The sequence below is a fragment of the Pseudomonas fluorescens genome (assembly GCF_001902145.1).
In the GTDB taxonomy this organism is placed as follows: Bacteria; Pseudomonadota; Gammaproteobacteria; order Pseudomonadales; family Pseudomonadaceae; genus Aquipseudomonas; species Aquipseudomonas fluorescens_BV.
The window spans coordinates 719,175-735,898 of record NZ_MRST01000027.1 but is presented as its reverse complement, the minus strand read 5'-3'; the positions used below and the strand labels follow the sequence as shown (position 1 = coordinate 735,898).

The 16,724-nt window shown below is 62.1% G+C and carries 18 protein-coding genes; 10 read left to right on the top strand and 8 right to left on the bottom strand.

Going from position 1 to position 16,724, the window contains the following annotated elements:
• Window positions 1-47: 47 nt before the first annotated feature.
• The 8 genes from BUE92_RS26500 (at window position 48) to yegS (ending at window position 7,115) form a co-directional block, all read left to right on the top strand.
• Window positions 48-1,178 carry a protein-glutamate methylesterase/protein-glutamine glutaminase gene (locus BUE92_RS26500; protein ID WP_073527090.1) on the top strand — a complete coding sequence of 377 codons (1,131 nt, stop codon included), beginning with the start codon at window positions 48-50 and terminating at the stop codon, window positions 1,176-1,178.
• Entirely contained in the window at window positions 1,178-1,918 is a 741-nt protein-coding gene (locus BUE92_RS26495) for a flagellar motor protein (RefSeq protein WP_003192902.1), read from the top strand. Before BUE92_RS26500 ends, BUE92_RS26495 begins: the two co-directional genes overlap by 1 nt.
• A 151-nt stretch (window positions 1,919-2,069) precedes the next feature.
• Window positions 2,070-2,957, top strand: coding sequence for a flagellar motor protein MotD (gene motD / locus BUE92_RS26490; protein ID WP_073527089.1), 888 nt, complete (start codon window positions 2,070-2,072; stop codon window positions 2,955-2,957).
• A gap of 51 nt (window positions 2,958-3,008) precedes the next feature.
• The gene (locus BUE92_RS26485) at window positions 3,009-3,797 is read left to right on the top strand and encodes a ParA family protein (RefSeq protein ID WP_014719332.1); all 789 of its coding nucleotides are present in this window, start codon (window positions 3,009-3,011) and stop codon (window positions 3,795-3,797) included.
• A complete protein-coding gene (locus BUE92_RS26480; RefSeq protein ID WP_073527088.1) occupies window positions 3,797-4,588 on the top strand; it encodes a CheW domain-containing protein in 792 nt (263 codons plus the stop codon). Before BUE92_RS26485 ends, BUE92_RS26480 begins: the two co-directional genes overlap by 1 nt.
• Before the next feature lie 79 nt (window positions 4,589-4,667).
• Window positions 4,668-5,150 (top strand): chemotaxis protein CheW, encoded by a 483-nt coding sequence (locus BUE92_RS26475; protein ID WP_073527087.1) that lies wholly within the window; start codon window positions 4,668-4,670, stop codon window positions 5,148-5,150.
• Window positions 5,151-5,543 carry a DUF2802 domain-containing protein gene (locus tag BUE92_RS26470; protein WP_073527086.1) on the top strand — a complete coding sequence of 131 codons (393 nt, stop codon included), beginning with the start codon at window positions 5,151-5,153 and terminating at the stop codon, window positions 5,541-5,543.
• A 651-nt stretch (window positions 5,544-6,194) separates the two neighbouring features.
• Window positions 6,195-7,115, top strand: coding sequence for a lipid kinase YegS (gene yegS / locus BUE92_RS26450; protein ID WP_073527084.1), 921 nt, complete (start codon window positions 6,195-6,197; stop codon window positions 7,113-7,115).
• On the opposite strand, the gene BUE92_RS26445 is transcribed toward yegS, so the two are convergent.
• The 3 genes from BUE92_RS26445 to BUE92_RS26435 all read right to left on the bottom strand — a co-directional run bounded on the left by BUE92_RS26445 (window position 7,074) and on the right by BUE92_RS26435 (window position 9,329).
• Complete coding sequence (locus BUE92_RS26445) at window positions 7,074-7,733, bottom strand: response regulator transcription factor (protein ID WP_073527083.1); 660 nt, start codon at window positions 7,731-7,733, stop codon at window positions 7,074-7,076. The two genes, yegS and BUE92_RS26445, sit on opposite strands and share 42 nt — an antisense overlap.
• Entirely contained in the window at window positions 7,730-8,623 is an 894-nt protein-coding gene (locus BUE92_RS26440) for a sensor histidine kinase (protein WP_073527082.1), read from the bottom strand. Before BUE92_RS26440 ends, BUE92_RS26445 begins: the two co-directional genes overlap by 4 nt.
• A 259-nt stretch (window positions 8,624-8,882) precedes the next feature.
• The gene (locus BUE92_RS26435; protein ID WP_073527081.1) at window positions 8,883-9,329 is read right to left on the bottom strand and encodes a hypothetical protein; all 447 of its coding nucleotides are present in this window, start codon (window positions 9,327-9,329) and stop codon (window positions 8,883-8,885) included.
• Window positions 9,330-9,877: 548 nt separating this feature from the next.
• On the opposite strand from BUE92_RS26435, the gene BUE92_RS26430 reads away from it, so the two are divergent.
• The gene (locus BUE92_RS26430; protein ID WP_073527080.1) at window positions 9,878-10,813 is read left to right on the top strand and encodes a chemotaxis protein CheV; all 936 of its coding nucleotides are present in this window, start codon (window positions 9,878-9,880) and stop codon (window positions 10,811-10,813) included.
• A 38-nt stretch (window positions 10,814-10,851) separates the two neighbouring features.
• Entirely contained in the window at window positions 10,852-11,658 is an 807-nt protein-coding gene (locus tag BUE92_RS26425; RefSeq protein WP_073527079.1) for an MOSC domain-containing protein, read from the top strand.
• Between the two features lie 49 nt (window positions 11,659-11,707).
• Here BUE92_RS26425 and ppnP read toward each other — a convergent pair whose 3' ends face one another.
• From ppnP to atuD, 5 genes are all read right to left on the bottom strand, one after another.
• Window positions 11,708-11,992 (bottom strand): pyrimidine/purine nucleoside phosphorylase, encoded by a 285-nt coding sequence (gene ppnP, locus BUE92_RS26420; RefSeq protein WP_003226701.1) that lies wholly within the window; start codon window positions 11,990-11,992, stop codon window positions 11,708-11,710.
• Window positions 11,993-12,182: 190 nt separating this feature from the next.
• Entirely contained in the window at window positions 12,183-12,725 is a 543-nt protein-coding gene (locus BUE92_RS26410) for an exonuclease domain-containing protein (protein ID WP_073527077.1), read from the bottom strand.
• A gap of 75 nt (window positions 12,726-12,800) precedes the next feature.
• Complete coding sequence (locus tag BUE92_RS26405) at window positions 12,801-14,684, bottom strand: acetyl/propionyl/methylcrotonyl-CoA carboxylase subunit alpha (RefSeq protein ID WP_073527076.1); 1,884 nt, start codon at window positions 14,682-14,684, stop codon at window positions 12,801-12,803.
• A 111-nt stretch (window positions 14,685-14,795) separates the two neighbouring features.
• A complete protein-coding gene (locus BUE92_RS26400) occupies window positions 14,796-15,557 on the bottom strand; it encodes an enoyl-CoA hydratase/isomerase family protein (RefSeq protein WP_073527075.1) in 762 nt (253 codons plus the stop codon).
• Window positions 15,554-16,711, bottom strand: a complete 1,158-nt coding sequence (gene atuD, locus BUE92_RS26395) for a citronellyl-CoA dehydrogenase (protein ID WP_073527074.1) — start codon at window positions 16,709-16,711, stop codon at window positions 15,554-15,556. The genes BUE92_RS26400 and atuD overlap by 4 nt, the downstream gene beginning before the upstream one ends.
• Window positions 16,712-16,724: the final 13 nt, after the last annotated feature.

The following is a 16,724-nucleotide window of genomic DNA, read 5'->3' as shown; positions in this document are numbered from 1 at the left end:
TCTGGTGGGGCAGGGCGGTCATGCCCGCCCCGCCTAACGGAGTGTTTATGGCAGTCAAGGTCCTGGTGGTGGACGATTCGGGTTTCTTCCGCCGCCGCGTCTCGGAAATTCTTTCCGCTGATCCAACGATCCAGGTGGTCGGCACGGCCACCAACGGCAAAGAGGCGATCGATCAAGCCATTGCCTTGAAGCCGGACGTGATCACCATGGACTACGAGATGCCGATGATGGACGGCATCACGGCCGTTCGCCACATCATGCAACGCTGCCCCACACCGGTATTGATGTTTTCCTCGCTGACTCACGAAGGCGCGCGAGTGACCCTCGACGCCTTGGATGCCGGCGCGGTGGATTTTTTGCCGAAGAATTTCGAAGACATCTCGCGCAACCCCGACAAGGTCAAGCAGATGCTGTGCGAGAAGGTGCACAGCATTTCCCGCAGTAACCGTCGCAGCCTGTTCAGCACACCCGTACCAGCCCCTACGCCTGCGCCCGCAGCGGCGGCGCCGACCTCGTCGTTTGCGCGCCCGGCGCCTGCGCCCGTGGCCCGGCCTGCGGTAGCGCCGGTACGTACCGCCGCAGCGCCGAGTACGCATTCGCCCGCGCCCAAGCGCAAGGCTTACAAGCTGGTCGCCATCGGCACCTCCACCGGCGGCCCGGTGGCCTTGCAGCGGGTGCTGACCCAACTGCCGGCCAACTTCCCGGCGCCGATTGTGCTGGTGCAGCACATGCCGGCGGCGTTCACCAAAGCCTTCGCCGAGCGCCTGGACAAGCTGTGCCGTATCACCGTCAAGGAAGCCGAGGATGGCGACATCCTGCGTCCTGGCCTGGCACTGCTGGCGCCGGGTGGCAAGCAGATGATGATAGACGGGCGTGGCGCGATCAAAATCCTGCCGGGCGATGAGCGCCTCAACTACAAGCCGTGCGTGGACATCACCTTCGGTTCTGCAGCCAAGTCCTATGGCGACAAAGTTCTGGCGGTGGTGCTTACCGGCATGGGCGCCGATGGCCGTGAAGGCGCGCGCCTGCTCAAGCAGGGCGGCAGCGCCATCTGGGCCCAGGATGAAGCCAGTTGCGTGATCTATGGCATGCCCATGGCGATCGTCAAGGCTGACTTGGCCGATGCGGTCTACAGCCTGGACGACATCGGCAAGCACCTGGTGGAGGCCTGCCTCTGATGGATGTCTTGAGCCTGATCGGCATCACCATGGCGTTTGTCGCCATCATTGGTGGCAACTATCTGGAAGGCGGCCACCTCGGCGCCTTGGCCAACGGCCCGGCAGCGCTGATCGTGATCGGTGGCACCGTGGGCGCGGCGTTGTTGCAGTCGCCCCTGAGCTCGTTCAAGCGTGCCATGCAGATTCTGGTGTGGATCATTTTTCCGCCACGGGTCGACCTGGCAGGCGGCATCGACCGCGTGGTCAATTGGAGCCTCACCGCCCGCAAGGAAGGCCTGCTGGGCCTGGAAGGCGTGGCCGATGCCGAGCCTGACAGCTACGCGCGCAAAGGCCTGCAACTGTTGGTCGATGGCGCCGAGCCGGAAGCGATCCGCAGCATCCTCGAAGTGGATTTCTACACCCAGGAAAGCCGTGATATCAATGCAGCCAAAGTCTTTGAAAGCATGGGCGGCTACGCGCCGACCATTGGCATTATCGGCGCGGTGATGGGCCTGATCCACGTGATGGGCAACCTGGCCGACCCTTCACAACTGGGCAGCGGTATTGCCGTGGCGTTTGTCGCGACCATCTACGGCGTGGCCAGTGCCAACCTGGTGTTGCTGCCGGTGGCCAGCAAGCTCAAGTCGATTGCCATGCGCCAGTCGCGTTATCGCGAAATGTTGCTCGAAGGCATCCTGTCGATTGCCGAGGGCGAAAACCCGCGCTCCATCGAATTGAAGCTCCAGGGCTTCATGGATTGATGCACATGAACACCCGTGTCCCCGTAGGAGCGAGCTTGCTCGCGAAGAACCTGAGAGCGCCGCGTGCATCCAGAATGCCCGTGTCTGTATTGACGTCTTTCGCGAGCAAGCTCGCTCCTACAGTGGGGTGGGTGTGTGGAGGGGAGTGCCTGTGAGCCGTCGCCGTCGCGAGCCTGAAGAACACGTCAATCACGAGCGTTGGCTGGTGTCCTACGCGGACTTCATCACCTTGCTGTTCGCGTTTTTCGTGGTGATGTACTCGATCTCGTCGATCAACGAAGGCAAGTACAAAATCATTTCCCAGGCGTTGGTGGGCGTGTTCAACGATGCCGAGCGGGCGCTCAAGCCGATCCCCATCGGCGAAGAGCGGCCCAAGACCGTGACCCCGGCCAAGCCCCTGGTCAATGACAGTGATGAAACCGCCGCCGGCATCGGCGGCACCAGCGACCCGCTCAAAAGCATCGCCGACGACATCAGTGCCGCCTTTGGCGACCTGATCAGCTCCAACCAGATGACCGTGCGCGGCAATGAGTTGTGGGTGGAGATCGAGCTGAACTCCAGCCTGTTGTTCGCCAGTGCCGATGCGTTGCCCAGTGACCAGGCGTTCACGATCATCGACAAGGTCGCTTTGATCCTCAAACCGTTTGAAAACCCGATCCACGTGGAAGGCTTCACCGACAATTTCCCCATCAGCACCGCGCAGTACCCGACCAACTGGGAACTGTCCTCGGCCCGCGCATCGAGCATCGTGCGCATGTTGGCCATGCAGGGTGTTAACCCCCAGCGGCTGGCGTCGGTGGGCTATGGTGAATTCCAGCCGGTGGCCAATAACGCCACGGTGGAAGGGCGTGCGCGCAACCGTCGGGTGGTGCTGGTGGTGTCGCGCAACCTGGATGTGCGTCGCAGCCTGACCGGTACCGGCACCGCCAATGCCACCCCGGATGCGGCGTTGAAGCGTGCTGGCACACAAACTGCACCGCCCGTTGTCAAGCCGCCGGTCCGACCGAGTAACGTCAATTCTCCGTCGCCGGCTCAATAACCGTATGCACTGTCTCGGTCGCGCCTGTGCCCGCCGGGAGGAACCAACCGAATGAGAGTCTGGGCAGTTGCCAATCAAAAGGGTGGGGTCGGCAAGACCACCACTTCCATCGCCTTGGCCGGCTTGCTGGCCGAAGCGGGCAAGCGTGTGGTCGTGGTTGACCTGGACCCCCACGGTTCCATGACCAGCTATTTCGGCTACGACCCGGATGCGCTGGAACACAGCTGCTATGACTTGTTTTTGCACAAGGGCAGCGTGCCGGCGGATCTGCCTGGGCAACTGCTGTTGCCCACCAGCAACGAAAGCATTTCCCTGCTACCGTCGAGCACCGCCCTGGCCACACTGGAGCGCCAGTCGCCAGGCCAGAGCGGCCTGGGCCTGGTGATCGCCAAGACCCTGGCGCAGCTGTGGCAGGACTTCGATTACGCGATCATCGACAGCCCGCCGTTGCTCGGCGTGCTGATGGTCAATGCGTTGGCGGCCAGCCAGCAATTGGTGATCCCGGTGCAGACCGAGCACCTGGCGGTCAAGGGCCTGGAACGCATGGTCAGCACCTTGGCGATGATCAACCGCTCGCGCAAGCAGGCGCTGCCGTTCAGTATCGTGCCGACCTTGTTCGACCGTCGCACCCAGGCGTCCCTCGGCACCTTGCGCGTGTTGCGCGATGCCTACCCGGACACCATCTGGAACGGCTACATCCCGGTGGACACGCGCCTGCGTGACGCCAGCCGTGCCGGGCTCACACCGTCGCAGTTCGACGGCAAGAGCCGTGGCGTGCTGGCCTACCGTGCCTTGCTCAAGCACCTGCTGTCGCAACAGCTTGTGGCGCAGGTGGCGTGATGAACCGTCCTGTCGAATTCAAGACCCGCCCGCAACTGGCACTGGAATCCTACCTGGATGCCTTGCTGCAGGATGCGACAGCCGAAGAAATGCCGGAACCGATTCTGGTACTCGAGCCTGCTGTCGAGCCCGAAAGCCCGCTGGACGAATTCCAGCAGGCGGTGATGGAAGAACAGGCGCGCGATGCGCAGGTGGTGGAGGCGCCCGTCGTGGTGCCGAGCGCGCCGGCAGTGGTGGCGCCCCCGGTGGTCGAACCGCTGGTGGACGTGTACCTGCCGCCCAGCATCACGCCGCCGCCGGTGACGGGCGACGGTCGCCCCTCATGGGCTGCCGAGCCGTTCGAGTGCCTGCTGTTTGACGTCGCCGGCTTGACCCTGGCGGTGCCGCTGGTGTGCCTGGGCTCGATCTACTCCCTGGAAGGCCAGGAGCTGACGCCGTTGTTCGGGCAGCCGGAGTGGTTTCTCGGCATCCTGCCCAGCCAGGCGGGCAACCTCAAGGTGCTGGACACGGCGCGCTGGGTGATGCCCGACCGTTACCGCGATGACTTTCGCCAAGGCCTGCAATACGTGATCTCGGTGCAGGGCTACGAGTGGGGGCTGGCGGTGCATCAGGTCAGCCGCTCGCTGCGCCTGGACCCGAATGAAATCAAATGGCGCAGCCACCGCGGCCAGCGGCCGTGGCTGGCGGGCACGGTGATTGAACACATGTGCGCGTTGCTGGATGTCGCCGAACTGGCCGAGTTGATCGCCAGCGGTGCGGTGAAGGCAATGCCAGAGAACAAACGCAGTTGATTGAACAATAAGGGCCGTGCGGTTGCGCGGCCCACTTGCACACACGCCGTCGATAGCGGCATTTGAAGGGGTCAGATGAATGAACAAGTCAGCGTCCGCACAAGGTTTGGATGATCCGATCCTGCAATGGGTGACCTTCAAGCTGGACAACGAAACCTACGGCATTAACGTGATGCGCGTGCAGGAAGTGCTGCGCTACACCGAGATCGCCCCGGTTCCAGGCGCGCCAAGCTACGTGCTGGGCATCATCAACCTGCGCGGCAACGTGGTGACGGTGATCGACACCCGCCAGCGGTTCGGCCTGGACACGGTTGACGTCAGCGACAACACCCGTATCGTGATCATCGAAGCCGACAAGCAAGTGGTCGGCATCCTGGTCGACAGCGTGGCCGAGGTGGTCTACCTGCGCCAATCGGAAGTGGAAACCGCACCGAACGTCGGTAACGAAGAGTCGGCCAAGTTCATCCAGGGCGTGTGCAACAAGAACGGCGAATTGCTGATTCTGGTTGAGCTGGACAAGATGATGAGCGAAGAAGAGTGGTCGGAACTGGAGAGCATCTGATTGTTCCTTGAGGCAGCGGTGATTGTCCTGGCCCTGTTGTGGGCCGGGACCTTGGCGTTTGTGCTGCGCTATATGCGCCAGCAGCGGGAGTCGGCCTTGCAACAGGCCGAGCGCGATGCGGTGCGTGACCGGCGCATCCTGGAACTGGTCAAGCGCGTTGATCATTTCCAGCAAAGTGCGGTGCGGGTTGGGGATGAAGTGCACGAACTGAGCGCGATTCTCGCGCCGTTGCCCGACAGGTTGGTGCAGTTGGAACAGCGTGATCCGTCGAACTTGTCGTTTGCCCAGGCGGCCAAGCTGGTCGGCATGGGGGCCACGGTGGATGAGCTGACCCAGTCGTGTGGGCTGACCCAGGCTGAGGCGCAGTTGATGAGCAAGTTGCACAAGAGCTGATTCTCGATAGCGGCCTTGCAGCCGACGCGATCCAACTGTGGGAGCTGGCTTGCCTGCGATGACGGCCTATCAGCCGACACTTCTCTGCCTGACACCCCACAATCCAACTGTGGGAGCGGGCTTGCTCGCGAAGGCGGCCTGACAGGCGACGCTGTTATAGCGAGTACATATCCATTCCTGCGGTAACGGCCACTTAGGGTTCCGCCCTGACGGCGGCTCACTTTCGAAAAGCGCGAAAGTAAGCAAAACGCTCTTGCCCCACCACTCGGCACCTCGCCTAGGCTCGGTGTGCCCGAACGCAGGCTTGAATCCGTGGGCCGCCGCCACGCGCCATCCATGGCGCGGGGCGGCTAACCCGGCGTCCTGCCGGGTTACCCACGAATTCAAGCCTGCGTTCGGCCAGCGTGGTTTAACGGGGCGCCTGAGATCAAGATCACAAGCAGATCAAGATCAAGGGCGGCTCGCTTCGCATCGTGGTTACCGTCGGCTGTTACAGCCTACAAAGTTGTGTAGATACCTATGGCCATCGCAGGCAAGCCAGCTCCCACTTCTTGATCTGTGTACTTCAATCAATTTTCTCCAGCCACAGACTTTTCCTCTTCCCCAAAGGTCAACATCCTTCAAGCACCTTGACCCAGGAGATTCCCCCAAATGACCGCCCCCAAAGCCCTGTTGATCCTCCACGGCAAACAAGCCCTGAACGAGGATGTGCGCGCTGCCGTGCTGGCCCGGCGTGAGCAGGGGGGGGAGTTGGCGGTGCGGGTGACCTGGGAGGGCGGCGATGCCCGGCGACTGGTCAATGAAGCCCTGGCCGAGGGGTACACCCACATCATTGCCGGCGGCGGCGACGGCACCCTGCGCGATGTGGCCGAAGCCATGGCCCATGCCAACACCGACGCCAGCCTGGTGCTGATGCCCCTGGGCACCGCCAATGATTTCGCCAAGGCCGCGGGCGTGCCGTTGGAGCCGGCCGGCGCCCTGGCGTTGCTGGACGTTGAGCCCAGGGCCATCGATCTCGGCCAGGTGGGCGGGCAGATTTTCCTGAACATGGCCACCGGCGGTTTCGGTAGTCAGGTCACGGCCAACACCTCCGAAGACTTGAAGAAGGTCCTGGGCGGCGCCGCCTACCTGTTCACCGGTTTGTCGCGCTTCAGCGAATTGAAAGCCGCCTACGGTGAATTGGAAGGCCCGGATTTCCACTGGAAAGGCGAGTTGCTCGCGCTGGGCATCGGTAACGGTCGCCAGGCCGGTGGCGGTCATGTGCTGTGCCCCGGTGCATTGGCTGATGACGGGCTGCTGGATGTCAGCATCCTGCCGGCGCCCCAGGAAGTGGTGGGCACGTTGCGTGAGTTGATGAACAACGGCTGGGGCCTGGACACCATGTTCGTGCGGGCACGCCTGCCGTGGGTGAAGATCAAGGTCGCGCAAGGCTTGTACATCAACCTCGACGGCGAGCCGCTGGAAGGCGACGACCTGCACTTCGAGGCGCTGCCCAAGGCCCTGCGCGTGCACTTGCCGCTGGGTTCGCCGTTAGTCGTCCAGGCTGATGATCTGCTCACGCACGGAAAATAACACCAGGCCCGCCACGTCAAAAATCTGCAGGCGCTTCATGATCTGCGAGCGGTGGGCTTCGACAGTCTTGATGCTCAGGCCCAGGCCGTGGGCAATTTCCCGGGTGGATTTGCCGCGCACGATCAAGCGCAGGATCTCCAGTTGCCGCGCCGTCAGGTTGTGGCTGTGGGCGACAGGCGCGCTGGGGGCCTGGCTACGGATCAGCGCCTGGTTGATCACTGTGTGGGCGATGGCGGGGCTCAGGTAGCGTTCGTTGTTACGCAGCGCCAGCAGGGCATGTTCCAGCTCGTTGGCGGTGGTGTCCTTGAGCAGGTAGCCGTGGGCACCAGACTCCAGGGCGCGCATGATCATCTCGGGGTCGGTGTGCATCGACAGGATCAGCACCTTGCACTTGGGATAGGCGCGCTTGAGTTGCTGCAAGGCATCCAGGCCGCCAGTGTGTTTCATCGACAGGTCCAGCAGCACAATGTCGGGCTGCAGGGCGCTGAAGGACTCCAGCAGTTGTGCGCCATCGCTGGCCTCGCCGATCACGCTGTAGCCGGGGATATCCAGGACCAGTGCGCGCACGCCGGCGCGAATCAAGGCATGGTCATCGACCAGGAGCAGATTGCAGGTCACTGGAGAACCTTATGGGCACTGGCCCGTTCGAGGGCGCGGGGTGCCCAGGGGAAAAGTGCGTGGATGCGTGTGCCTTTGCCCGGCTGGCTGCTGACGGACAAGGTACCGCCCAACTGGTGTGCCCGTTCGCCCATGCCGGCCATGCCCCGTTGGCCTTCCTTGCCGGGGTCGGCGGCAGGCGCGAAGCCCTGGCCGTCATCACAGATCGTCAGCGACAGCCCTTCAGGCAAACGTTGCAGGCGCACCAGCAGGTTGTGTGCCTTCGCATGGCGCAGCATGTTGGTAACCGCTTCCTGGGTGATGCGAAAGGCCGCCACGGCCATTTCTTCGGGAACGCCGGTGAGCCGTTGCTGGCACTCCAGGCTCCAGCACACCTGGGTATTTTCCAGGGTCTTGAGCAGGTGCGCGCGCAGGCTGGCTTCCAGCCCCAGGCTTGCCAGTTGGCGAGGGTTGAGGATCGCGGACACGTCGCGCACCTTGGCCAGGGTTTCATTGAGCGTGTTGCACAGCACCGCGCAATGGCTTTGCAGGTCTGGGGGCAGGCGGCGCTGCAGCCATTCGCTTTGCAGCTTGGCGGCGGTCAGCAATTGGCCGATGTCATCGTGCAGCTCGCGGCTGAGGCGGTGGCGTTCGTTTTCCTGGACTTGCAGCAGGCGGTCGGCCAGTTCCTGGGGCTGGAACCTGATGGCTTTGCGCGAGCGCCACTGGTGCAGGCCCACCATTGCCAAGGTGGCCAGGTTGAGCAGCAGGATCAATAACGGCAGCGGCGCGCCCTGCAGGTAAACCCATAGGCTGACCAGCGATGAACACAGGCACAGGGCAAGGATGAGGCGGCGGGCATGGCTGCGGGACACGGACCTGACGATAAGTGACTTGAGACTGGCGTACATAGCGGATGGAGCCAATGAGGGTTCACTGCGGGGAGGCCGGTTGACCGGGCTCTGTCTGGAATGCGCAGCCGAATCGTTTTTAAACAGGGTAAAGTTAAAACATTTCGAGCGGGGCATAGTACCACCGCTCTTACCGTTGGTCGCCTGATTGGTGTATGACCCACACGAATACTCTGGGCGGTAATTCCAGCGTTGAAAGTGGAAAGTTGTATTAACGAAGTTGGTTTGTATAACGATCGCATTGATGGCTAATTGATATTTACTGCAGGCGGACCTCAGGCTGCGCCGTGTATTTTTGATCTTTTTGCGGGATCTGCATGCTGGCCGCCTCAATCAATGACCTTTGCTCACCATCATCCAGGCTCAATATGCCCGTGTGGGGGTCGATGAATTCCAGTTGCCAGGCCAGCAGCGTCAGGCAGTCGTGCAAGGCATCCAGCGCCTGATCATGCAATTGCATGGGGCTCACGGCATTGGCGATCAGGTATTGAATTTTCCGGGAAAACTCGCTGATCGCCTGCAAGGCCAGGCAGTCCGCACGCTCGGCGAGCTTGCTCAAGCTGACTTTCATGCATTCGACGGCGTCACTGTCGTTTGGAATCAAATGCAGGTGGCTCAAGCACTCTTCTGACTTGTTCAGCAGCTTTTCAGCCTCGTGCAGGAACTCGGGAAATGCAAGTTGCCACTCCTTACCGTCGTTCATCATGCAAGTCTCCCTAACAAAAGATCGGGTGATGAGATGTCGCACCGGGTGAATGGCTTAAAACTAGCGCTGAAACACGACTCGGACTTGTAGGTCGATTCCGATATTCCAGTAGGACGTTTATTGAAATGCTCACGAAAGTCGTATGTAGCCCCGGGTGTGAGGGATGACACGACTTCAGTTGCCGATACGTGAGTGCCTGAAAGGCCTGTGGGCCAAGGGCTGGGGATGGCAAACAAAAGCCTGACTCCATTCATGCAATGAGAATGGCGTCACATTAATGGCTATTAGATATCGCGAATATCAGGTTGGGCCTGATTGCGCATAGGGGAATCCCTTACGAGGTGGAACCGCGCGCCGATTCGAGTGTCGTGCGGGGGTCGTTGCAAGGGTTCGGAAGAGGTGAATGCAGTAAAGCATGATGTCAGTGTGACATCAATGTGTTTGCATGGCATTTTAGCAGGGTCAAGGTTTGGTGCTTGCCGCCGATAACCGCCTATACGAACCGCACACCCTTCAGCGCACACCTGCGTGTACACCAGGAGCTTTCAATGGCCGGCATTCTCGACACGGTAGATCAACGCACGCAATTGGTGGGGGAGAATCGCCTGGAGATTCTCATGTTCCGCCTGGCCGGGCGGCAGTTGTTCGCGATCAACGTGTTCAAGGTGCAGGAAGTCCTGCAATTGCCCAAGCTGACCCTCATGCCCCAGCGCCACCCGTTCGTGTGCGGGGTGGTCAACCTGCGTGGCCAGACCCTGCCGGTGATCGACCTGTCCCAGGCCATCGGCATGCGCCCTTTGGTGCCGGGCCCCAACAGCACCATCATCGTCACCGAGTACAACCGCTCGGTGCAGGCGTTCCTGGTGGGCGGCGTGGACCGCATCGTCAACATGAACTGGGAAGCCATCCTGCCGCCGCCGACCAGCGCCGGTCGCCAGCACTACCTCACCGCCATCAGCAAGGTCGATGAGCAACTGGTGGAAATCATCGACGTGGAAAAAGTCCTCGCCGAGATCGTGCCCTACAACGCCAAGGTCTCCCGGGACAAACTTGAAGACCCGGTGCTGGAGCGTGCCCGTGGCCGCGAAGTGCTGCTGGTGGATGATTCCAATGTGGCCTTGTCGCAGCTGCGTGACACCCTGGGCCAGTTGGGCGTGAAGATGCACGTCGCCAGCGACGGCCTCAAGGCCCTGAACATGCTCAAGGCCTGGGCCGACAGCGGCCAGGTGATGACCGACAAACTGCTGATGATCTTCACCGACGCCGAAATGCCCGAGATGGATGGTTACCGTCTCACTACCGAAATCCGCAACGACCCGCGCCTGCGTGGTCTGTACGTGGTGATGCACACCTCGCTGTCGGGCAGCTTCAATGACTCGATGGTCAAGAAGGTCGGCTGCGACAATTTCCTCTCCAAATTCCAGCCGGACAAGCTGGTGGACGTGGTGCGCCAGCGACTGATGTTGGACGAAATGCCCGCCTGACTTTAGGATGACACTTTGTTTCCTAGGAAGGCAGGCCCATGCTGCGTCTCAGCGCGTTGTACCGTTACCCCTTGAAGTCCGGCAGGGCCGAAGCCTTGCAGCAGACTGGCCTGGATAAACTCGGGTTGGACGGGGATCGACGCTGGATGCTGGTGGATGAAGCCAGCGGGCGCTTCCTGACGCAGCGGGCCGTGGCGAAGATGAGCCAGCTCTCGGCGTTGTGGAACAGCAGCGGGGGCCTGACCCTGAGTTCGCCGGGCTACGCGCCGTTGGATGTGGCATTGCCTGGCAGCGCCAGCGAACTGCGCGGTGTGACCATCTGGCGCGACACCCTGCGTGTGCCGGATGCTGGCGATGAGGCCGCGGCCTGGGTCAGCGCATTCATTGGCAAGCCGACGCGCCTGGTGCAACTGCCCCTGGAACGTGCGCGTACCACCGAAGCCGGGTATGGCAAGGATGACGACAAGGTGGGCTTCGCTGACGGCTACCCATTGCTGTTGATCGGCCAGGGCTCCCTCGACGACTTGTGTGAAAAGATCGGCCGCCCGATGCAGATGCTGCGTTTTCGTCCCAACCTGGTCATCGAAGGCGCCGAGGCTTTCGCCGAAGACGGCTGGAAGCGCTTGCGCATCGGCGACGTGGAATTTCGGGTGGTCAAGCCGTGCTCGCGGTGCATCCTCACCACCATCGACCCCCAGACCGGTGAGCGCAGCCCCGACCGCGAGCCCTTCGCGACACTGGAAACCTACCGCAAGACCGAAAAGGGCGCGATGTTCGGCCAGAACCTGGTCAACGATGGCATCGGGCACCTGGAAGTCGGCATGCCGGTAACGGTGCTGGAATAAAAAAAGCCCGTCTCGTGGGAGACGGGCTTTTTTTTGTGGCGGGGAGTGCTTAGCCGCGGTATTCGCACAGGTAGGCGGTGTCCACCGCAACCTTCAATTGGAACTTGCTGTTGGCCGGTACGTTGAACTGGCTGCCGGCAGCGAAGGTTTCCCAGTCGCTGCTGTCGGGCAGCTTCACGGTCAGGGCGCCGGAGACCACGTGCATGATTTCACGTTGGGCGGTGCCGAATTCGTATTCACCCGGAGCCATCACGCCGATGGTCGCCGGCCCTTCTGCGGTGCCGAAAGCGATCGACTTGACGGTGCCGTCGAAGTACTCGTTGACTTTGAACATGGGTGGATCCTCGGAAAAGGGTCAAGGCTTACGCCAACCACTGTAGGAGCGAGCTTGCTCGCGAAAAACCTGAGAACACCGCGTTTAACCAGAAGCGCTGCGTTATCGTTGGCGATCTTTGCGAGCAAGCTCGCTCCTACAGAGCAGCAAGAAAATGGCTGGCCAGTATGCCCAAGGCTGTGGGCGCTGCCTAGACCGGCAAAATCAGTGGCAGCAGGCGCGCGGTATTGCGTGCATCCTCCAGGGCGCGATGCTGCTGGCCATTGAACTGCATTCCGGCTAATTGCAGCGCACCATTGAGCCCCAGCGGCTTGTCCAGGCGCCGGGCCTTGGCAAAGCGTTGCTTGAGGTTCACATGCGGGGTTTCGCCCAGGGCGCTGGCGAGGCCATGGCGCTGCCACTCCAGCTCAAGCTGCACGCGATCATAGTCACCCCAGCTGGCCCAGCCTTCCAGGCGTGGCTGATGTTGGCCCAGCCAGCGCTCGAACAGCGGCCACACCTCGGTGATCGGCGCGGCCATGTCGATATTGCCCTGGGTAATATGGGTGAGTTTGCGGCAAAAGGGTGTCAGCAATGGCCGCCGCAAGGGCCGCACAAAGCGCTGGAAGTGGTCCAGTTCGCGGCCCTGGCGGTTGACCAGGCTGGCGCCGATCTCGATGACTTCCATCTCCGTCACGGGCCAGCCGCCGTCATCCGTTGTGGCTTCAAGGTCAATAATCAGCCAATGAGGCATGGTGCAGGTTCCCGTACTCGTCCCTTCCTGATGGGGATAGAGCGTAGCCCGGCCCTGTAGTTCCGCCTAGGGGCGTTATTCGATCTCCAGCAAAACCTGACGGTTGCGCACCTGATCGCCCGTCACGACGCGCATCTCCTTGACCGTGCCATCAATACCGGCCTTCAGCGGGTGCTCCATTTTCATCGCTTCAAGCACCAGCAAAAGCTGGCCTTTGCTGACGCTCTCACCGACGCACACCCGTACATCGACGATGGCGCCGTCCATGGGCGCCTGGACAGTGCCACTGCTGGCGTCGGCCGGGCGGCTGGCAACTTGCTGGGTGCGGTCGGTGACTGTCAGCCCTGGCAACCATAGCCGGTTGCCGTCCAGGTGATAGACGATGCGGCGGCGGACACCCTTGATGGCAAAGGTGGCGTCGCGACCGTCGGTGGTGAGTTGCAGGTCGTCAGCACTGACACTGTGGAGTTGGCCGTTGGCCTCCAGGCGGTACGTCACGGGGGCACTCGCTGTGTTGCGCCATCGCGCGAGGGCGTGTGAGTGCTGGTTGGCGCTGTGTTGATAAAACAGCGCGGCGGCCAGCGAGAGCTGTTCAGCGGTCGCCGTGTGCTGTGGGATGACGCTGAAGTGTTCGGCGATCAACCCCGTGCTGAAGTCGCCGTTGATAAAGTCCGGGTGCTTGAGCAGGTCGATGAGCAAGCGCTGATTGGTCGCCAGGCCCAGCAGTACGCTGTCTTCCACGGCCCGCAGCAGTTTTCGCCGGGCTTCTTCGCGGCTGGCGCCGTGGGCGATGATCTTGCCCAGCATCGGGTCGTAGAACGGGCTGACGGTTTGGCCTTCAAGCAACCCATGGTCGATGCGTACGCCGGGGGCAGGTTCCCAACGCAACACGTCACCGGTTTGCGGCAGGAAGCCTTGGGCCGGGTCTTCGGCGTACAGGCGCACTTCCATGGCGTGGCCGGTCAGGGTGACCTGTGATTGGGTAAGTGGCAGCGCTTGACCGGCGGCGACCTGCAACTGCCAGTCCACCAGGTCGAGGCCGGTAATCATCTCGGTGACGGGGTGTTCCACTTGCAGGCGCGTGTTCATTTCCAGGAAATAAAACTGGCCGTTGCGGTCGAGTAGAAACTCCACGGTGCCGGCACCTACATAGTTCACCGCCCGCCCGGCCTTGAGCGCGGCTTCGCCCATGGCCTGGCGCAGATCGGGCGTCATCACGGGGCAGGGCGCTTCTTCAATGACTTTCTGATGGCGGCGCTGGATCGAACAGTCGCGCTCGCCGAGGTAGATGAGGTTGCCATGGCTGTCGCCGAACAGTTGCACCTCCACGTGGCGCGGGTCGATCAGCGCCTGTTCGAGGATCAGCTCGTCGCTGCCGAACGCATTCATGGCTTCCGAGCGTGCGGTGCGCAGTTGCTCTGGCAGCTGTTCGCGCTGGTGCACCAGGCGCATGCCACGCCCGCCGCCACCGGTGCTGGCCTTGATCATCAGCGGGAAGCCGATGCGTTCGGCTTCCCGTTGCAAGGTGGCATCATCCTGGGCACTGCCTTGGTAGCCGGCGATGCAAGGTACGCCTGCGTCGAGCATGGCGAGTTTGGACAGGCGTTTGCTGCCCATCAGTTCGATCGCCTCGGCGCTGGGGCCGATGAAGGTGAGCGTGGCCTGCTGGCAGGCGCGGGCGAAGTCTGGGTTTTCCGAGAGGAAGCCGTAGCCGGGGTGGATGGCGTCGGCGCCGGTCAGTTGGGCGGCGGCGAGGATGGCCTCTGTGTTCAGGTAGGACTGGTGTACGGGCGCCGGGCCGATGTGTACGGCTTCGTCGGCCATTTGCACGTGCAGGGCATTGGTATCCGCGTCGCTGTAGACGGCCACGGTACGGTAGCCCAGGGCCTGGGCAGTGCGCTGGATGCGGCAGGCGATTTCGCCGCGGTTGGCGATCAGGATCTTGGTGAATGCGGGCATTGGGTTATCCCTTGGCTGATGGGGTGTTTGTTCTGGCCTCTTCGCGAGCAAGCCCGCTCCCACAGGTTGGAATGCATTTCAAATGTGGGAGCGGGCTTGCTCGCGAAGGCGTCATTTGCACCAACTCGGCTTTCGCTTCTGCACAAACGCCTGCGTCCCCTCAACCCCTTCTTCACTCCTCACCGCCTCGGCAAACCACTGCGCCCCGCGATCCAGCACGGCCTCAAGGGGCTCATCCACACTGGCCAGCAACAGCGCTTTAGTCCGTGCGTTCGCCCCCGGCGCACACTGCAACACCTGCCCCAATACCTCATCCACCCGCTGCGCCAATGCCTGGGAGTCGTGCTCGACAAAATGCACCACTCCCAGCCGCCCAGCCTCCACCCCATCAAACCGCGCCGCCGTCAGCGCCAGGCGCCGAGTGTGGGTAAGGCCAATACGCTTGACCACAAACGGCGCAATCTGCGCCGGCAACAACCCCAGGCGGGTCTCGGGCAAGCCGAACTGCGCCTGGCCCTCTGCAATCGCAATATCACTCACGCACGCCAGCCCGAACCCACCGCCCAGCACCGCGCCTTGCAGCACCGCGATCACCACGGGTGCCAGTGCCTGCACCTCTTGCAGCAAGGTGCCAAATGCGCGGTTCAACGCTTGCAACTGACCCCCCGCGCCGACCAGATCCTTCACATCGGCCCCCGCGCAAAAATGCCCGCCCGCGCCGCTGATCACCACGGCGCGCACCTGGCTGTCCAACTGCGCCAGTACCGCACGCAGCTCATTCACCATTTCAAGACTCATTGCATTGCGGCATTCGGGCCGGTTGAGGGTGATATGCAGCACGCCGTTATGGGCTTCTAGCAGCAAGGTGTTCATGGCTTTTTACCGGGCAGGGTGCCCATCAGTTTGCAGATTATGCCCAGCATGATTTCGTCGGCACCGCCGCCAATCGACACCAGGCGCACGTCGCGATAGGCGCGGGCCACCGGGTTGTCCCACATGAAGCCCATGCCGCCCCAATACTGCAGGCAACTGTCGCTGACCTCACGGCCCAGGCGCCCGGCCTTGAGCTTGGCCATCGAGGCCAGCCGGGTGACGTCCTGGCCGTTGATGTATTGCTCGGTGGCCTGGTAGACCAAGGCGCGCAGGCATTCGATTTCGGTGGCCAGTTCCGCCAGGCGAAAGTGGATCACCTGGTTGTCGATCAACGCCTTGCCGAAGGTCTGGCGCTCCTTGCAGTATTCGATGGTGCTGTCGATGCAGTACTCCAGGCCCTTGATCATATTGGCCGCGCCAAACAGGCGTTCTTCCTGGAACTGCAACATCTGCATCATGAAGCCCGCGCCTTCGTGGCCGATGCGGTTGCGTTGCGGTACGCGCACGCCGTCGAAAAACACCTGGGCGGTCTCGGAGCTGTGCATGCCGAGTTTTTCCAACGGCGGGCTGACGCTGATGCCGGGGCTGTTCATCGGCACCATGATCAGGGATTTGTTGATGTGCGGCTTGTCGTCCGAGGTGTTGGCCAGCAGGCAGATGAAGTCGGCGCTGGGCGAATTGGTGATCCACATCTTGCTGCCGTTGATCACGTAGTCGTCGCCATCCTTGCGCGCATGGGTCTTGAGCCCGGCCACGTCGGAGCCGGCACCGGTTTCCGAGACGCCGATGCAGCCGACCTGTTCGCCGCTGATGGCCGGGCGCAGGAACTCTTCGCGCAGTTCATCGGAGCCGAAGCGCGCCAGGGCCGGGGTGCACATATCGGTCTGCACGCCGATGGACATGGGGATGCCGCCGCAGCGGATGGTGCCGAACTCTTCGGCGGCGACAATGGAGTAGCTGTAGTCCAGGCCCATGCCGCCGAATTTTTCCGGTTTGGAGATGCCCAGCAGGCCGAGGTCGCCGGCCTTGCGGAAGATTTCGTGAATGGGAAAGCGCCCGGCTTTTTCCCATTCATCCACGTGCGGGTTGATCTCGCGGTCGACGAAGGCGCGCACGGTGCGGCGCAGTTCCTGGTGTTCCTGGGTGAAGATCATTTTTATTGTTCTC

Bases quoted from the DNA above. Each gene is read 5' to 3' on its own strand.
- atuD (WP_073527074.1), bottom strand. From the start codon at position 16,711: ATGATCTTCACCCAGGAACACCAGGAACTGCGCCGCACCGTGCGCGCC.
- BUE92_RS26430 (WP_073527080.1), top strand. From the start codon at position 9,878: ATGGCCGGCATTCTCGACACGGTAGATCAACGCACGCAATTGGTGGGG.
- BUE92_RS26400 (WP_073527075.1), bottom strand. From the start codon at position 15,557: ATGAACACCTTGCTGCTAGAAGCCCATAACGGCGTGCTGCATATCACC.
- BUE92_RS26435 (WP_073527081.1), bottom strand. From the start codon at position 9,329: ATGATGAACGACGGTAAGGAGTGGCAACTTGCATTTCCCGAGTTCCTG.
- BUE92_RS26475 (WP_073527087.1), top strand. From the start codon at position 4,668: ATGAACAAGTCAGCGTCCGCACAAGGTTTGGATGATCCGATCCTGCAA.
- BUE92_RS26480 (WP_073527088.1), top strand. From the start codon at position 3,797: ATGAACCGTCCTGTCGAATTCAAGACCCGCCCGCAACTGGCACTGGAA.
- BUE92_RS26440 (WP_073527082.1), bottom strand. From the start codon at position 8,623: ATGTACGCCAGTCTCAAGTCACTTATCGTCAGGTCCGTGTCCCGCAGC.
- BUE92_RS26485 (WP_014719332.1), top strand. From the start codon at position 3,009: ATGAGAGTCTGGGCAGTTGCCAATCAAAAGGGTGGGGTCGGCAAGACC.
- ppnP (WP_003226701.1), bottom strand. From the start codon at position 11,992: ATGTTCAAAGTCAACGAGTACTTCGACGGCACCGTCAAGTCGATCGCT.
- BUE92_RS26495 (WP_003192902.1), top strand. From the start codon at position 1,178: ATGGATGTCTTGAGCCTGATCGGCATCACCATGGCGTTTGTCGCCATC.
- BUE92_RS26410 (WP_073527077.1), bottom strand. From the start codon at position 12,725: ATGCCTCATTGGCTGATTATTGACCTTGAAGCCACAACGGATGACGGC.
- BUE92_RS26405 (WP_073527076.1), bottom strand. From the start codon at position 14,684: ATGCCCGCATTCACCAAGATCCTGATCGCCAACCGCGGCGAAATCGCC.
- yegS (WP_073527084.1), top strand. From the start codon at position 6,195: ATGACCGCCCCCAAAGCCCTGTTGATCCTCCACGGCAAACAAGCCCTG.
- BUE92_RS26500 (WP_073527090.1), top strand. From the start codon at position 48: ATGGCAGTCAAGGTCCTGGTGGTGGACGATTCGGGTTTCTTCCGCCGC.
- BUE92_RS26425 (WP_073527079.1), top strand. From the start codon at position 10,852: ATGCTGCGTCTCAGCGCGTTGTACCGTTACCCCTTGAAGTCCGGCAGG.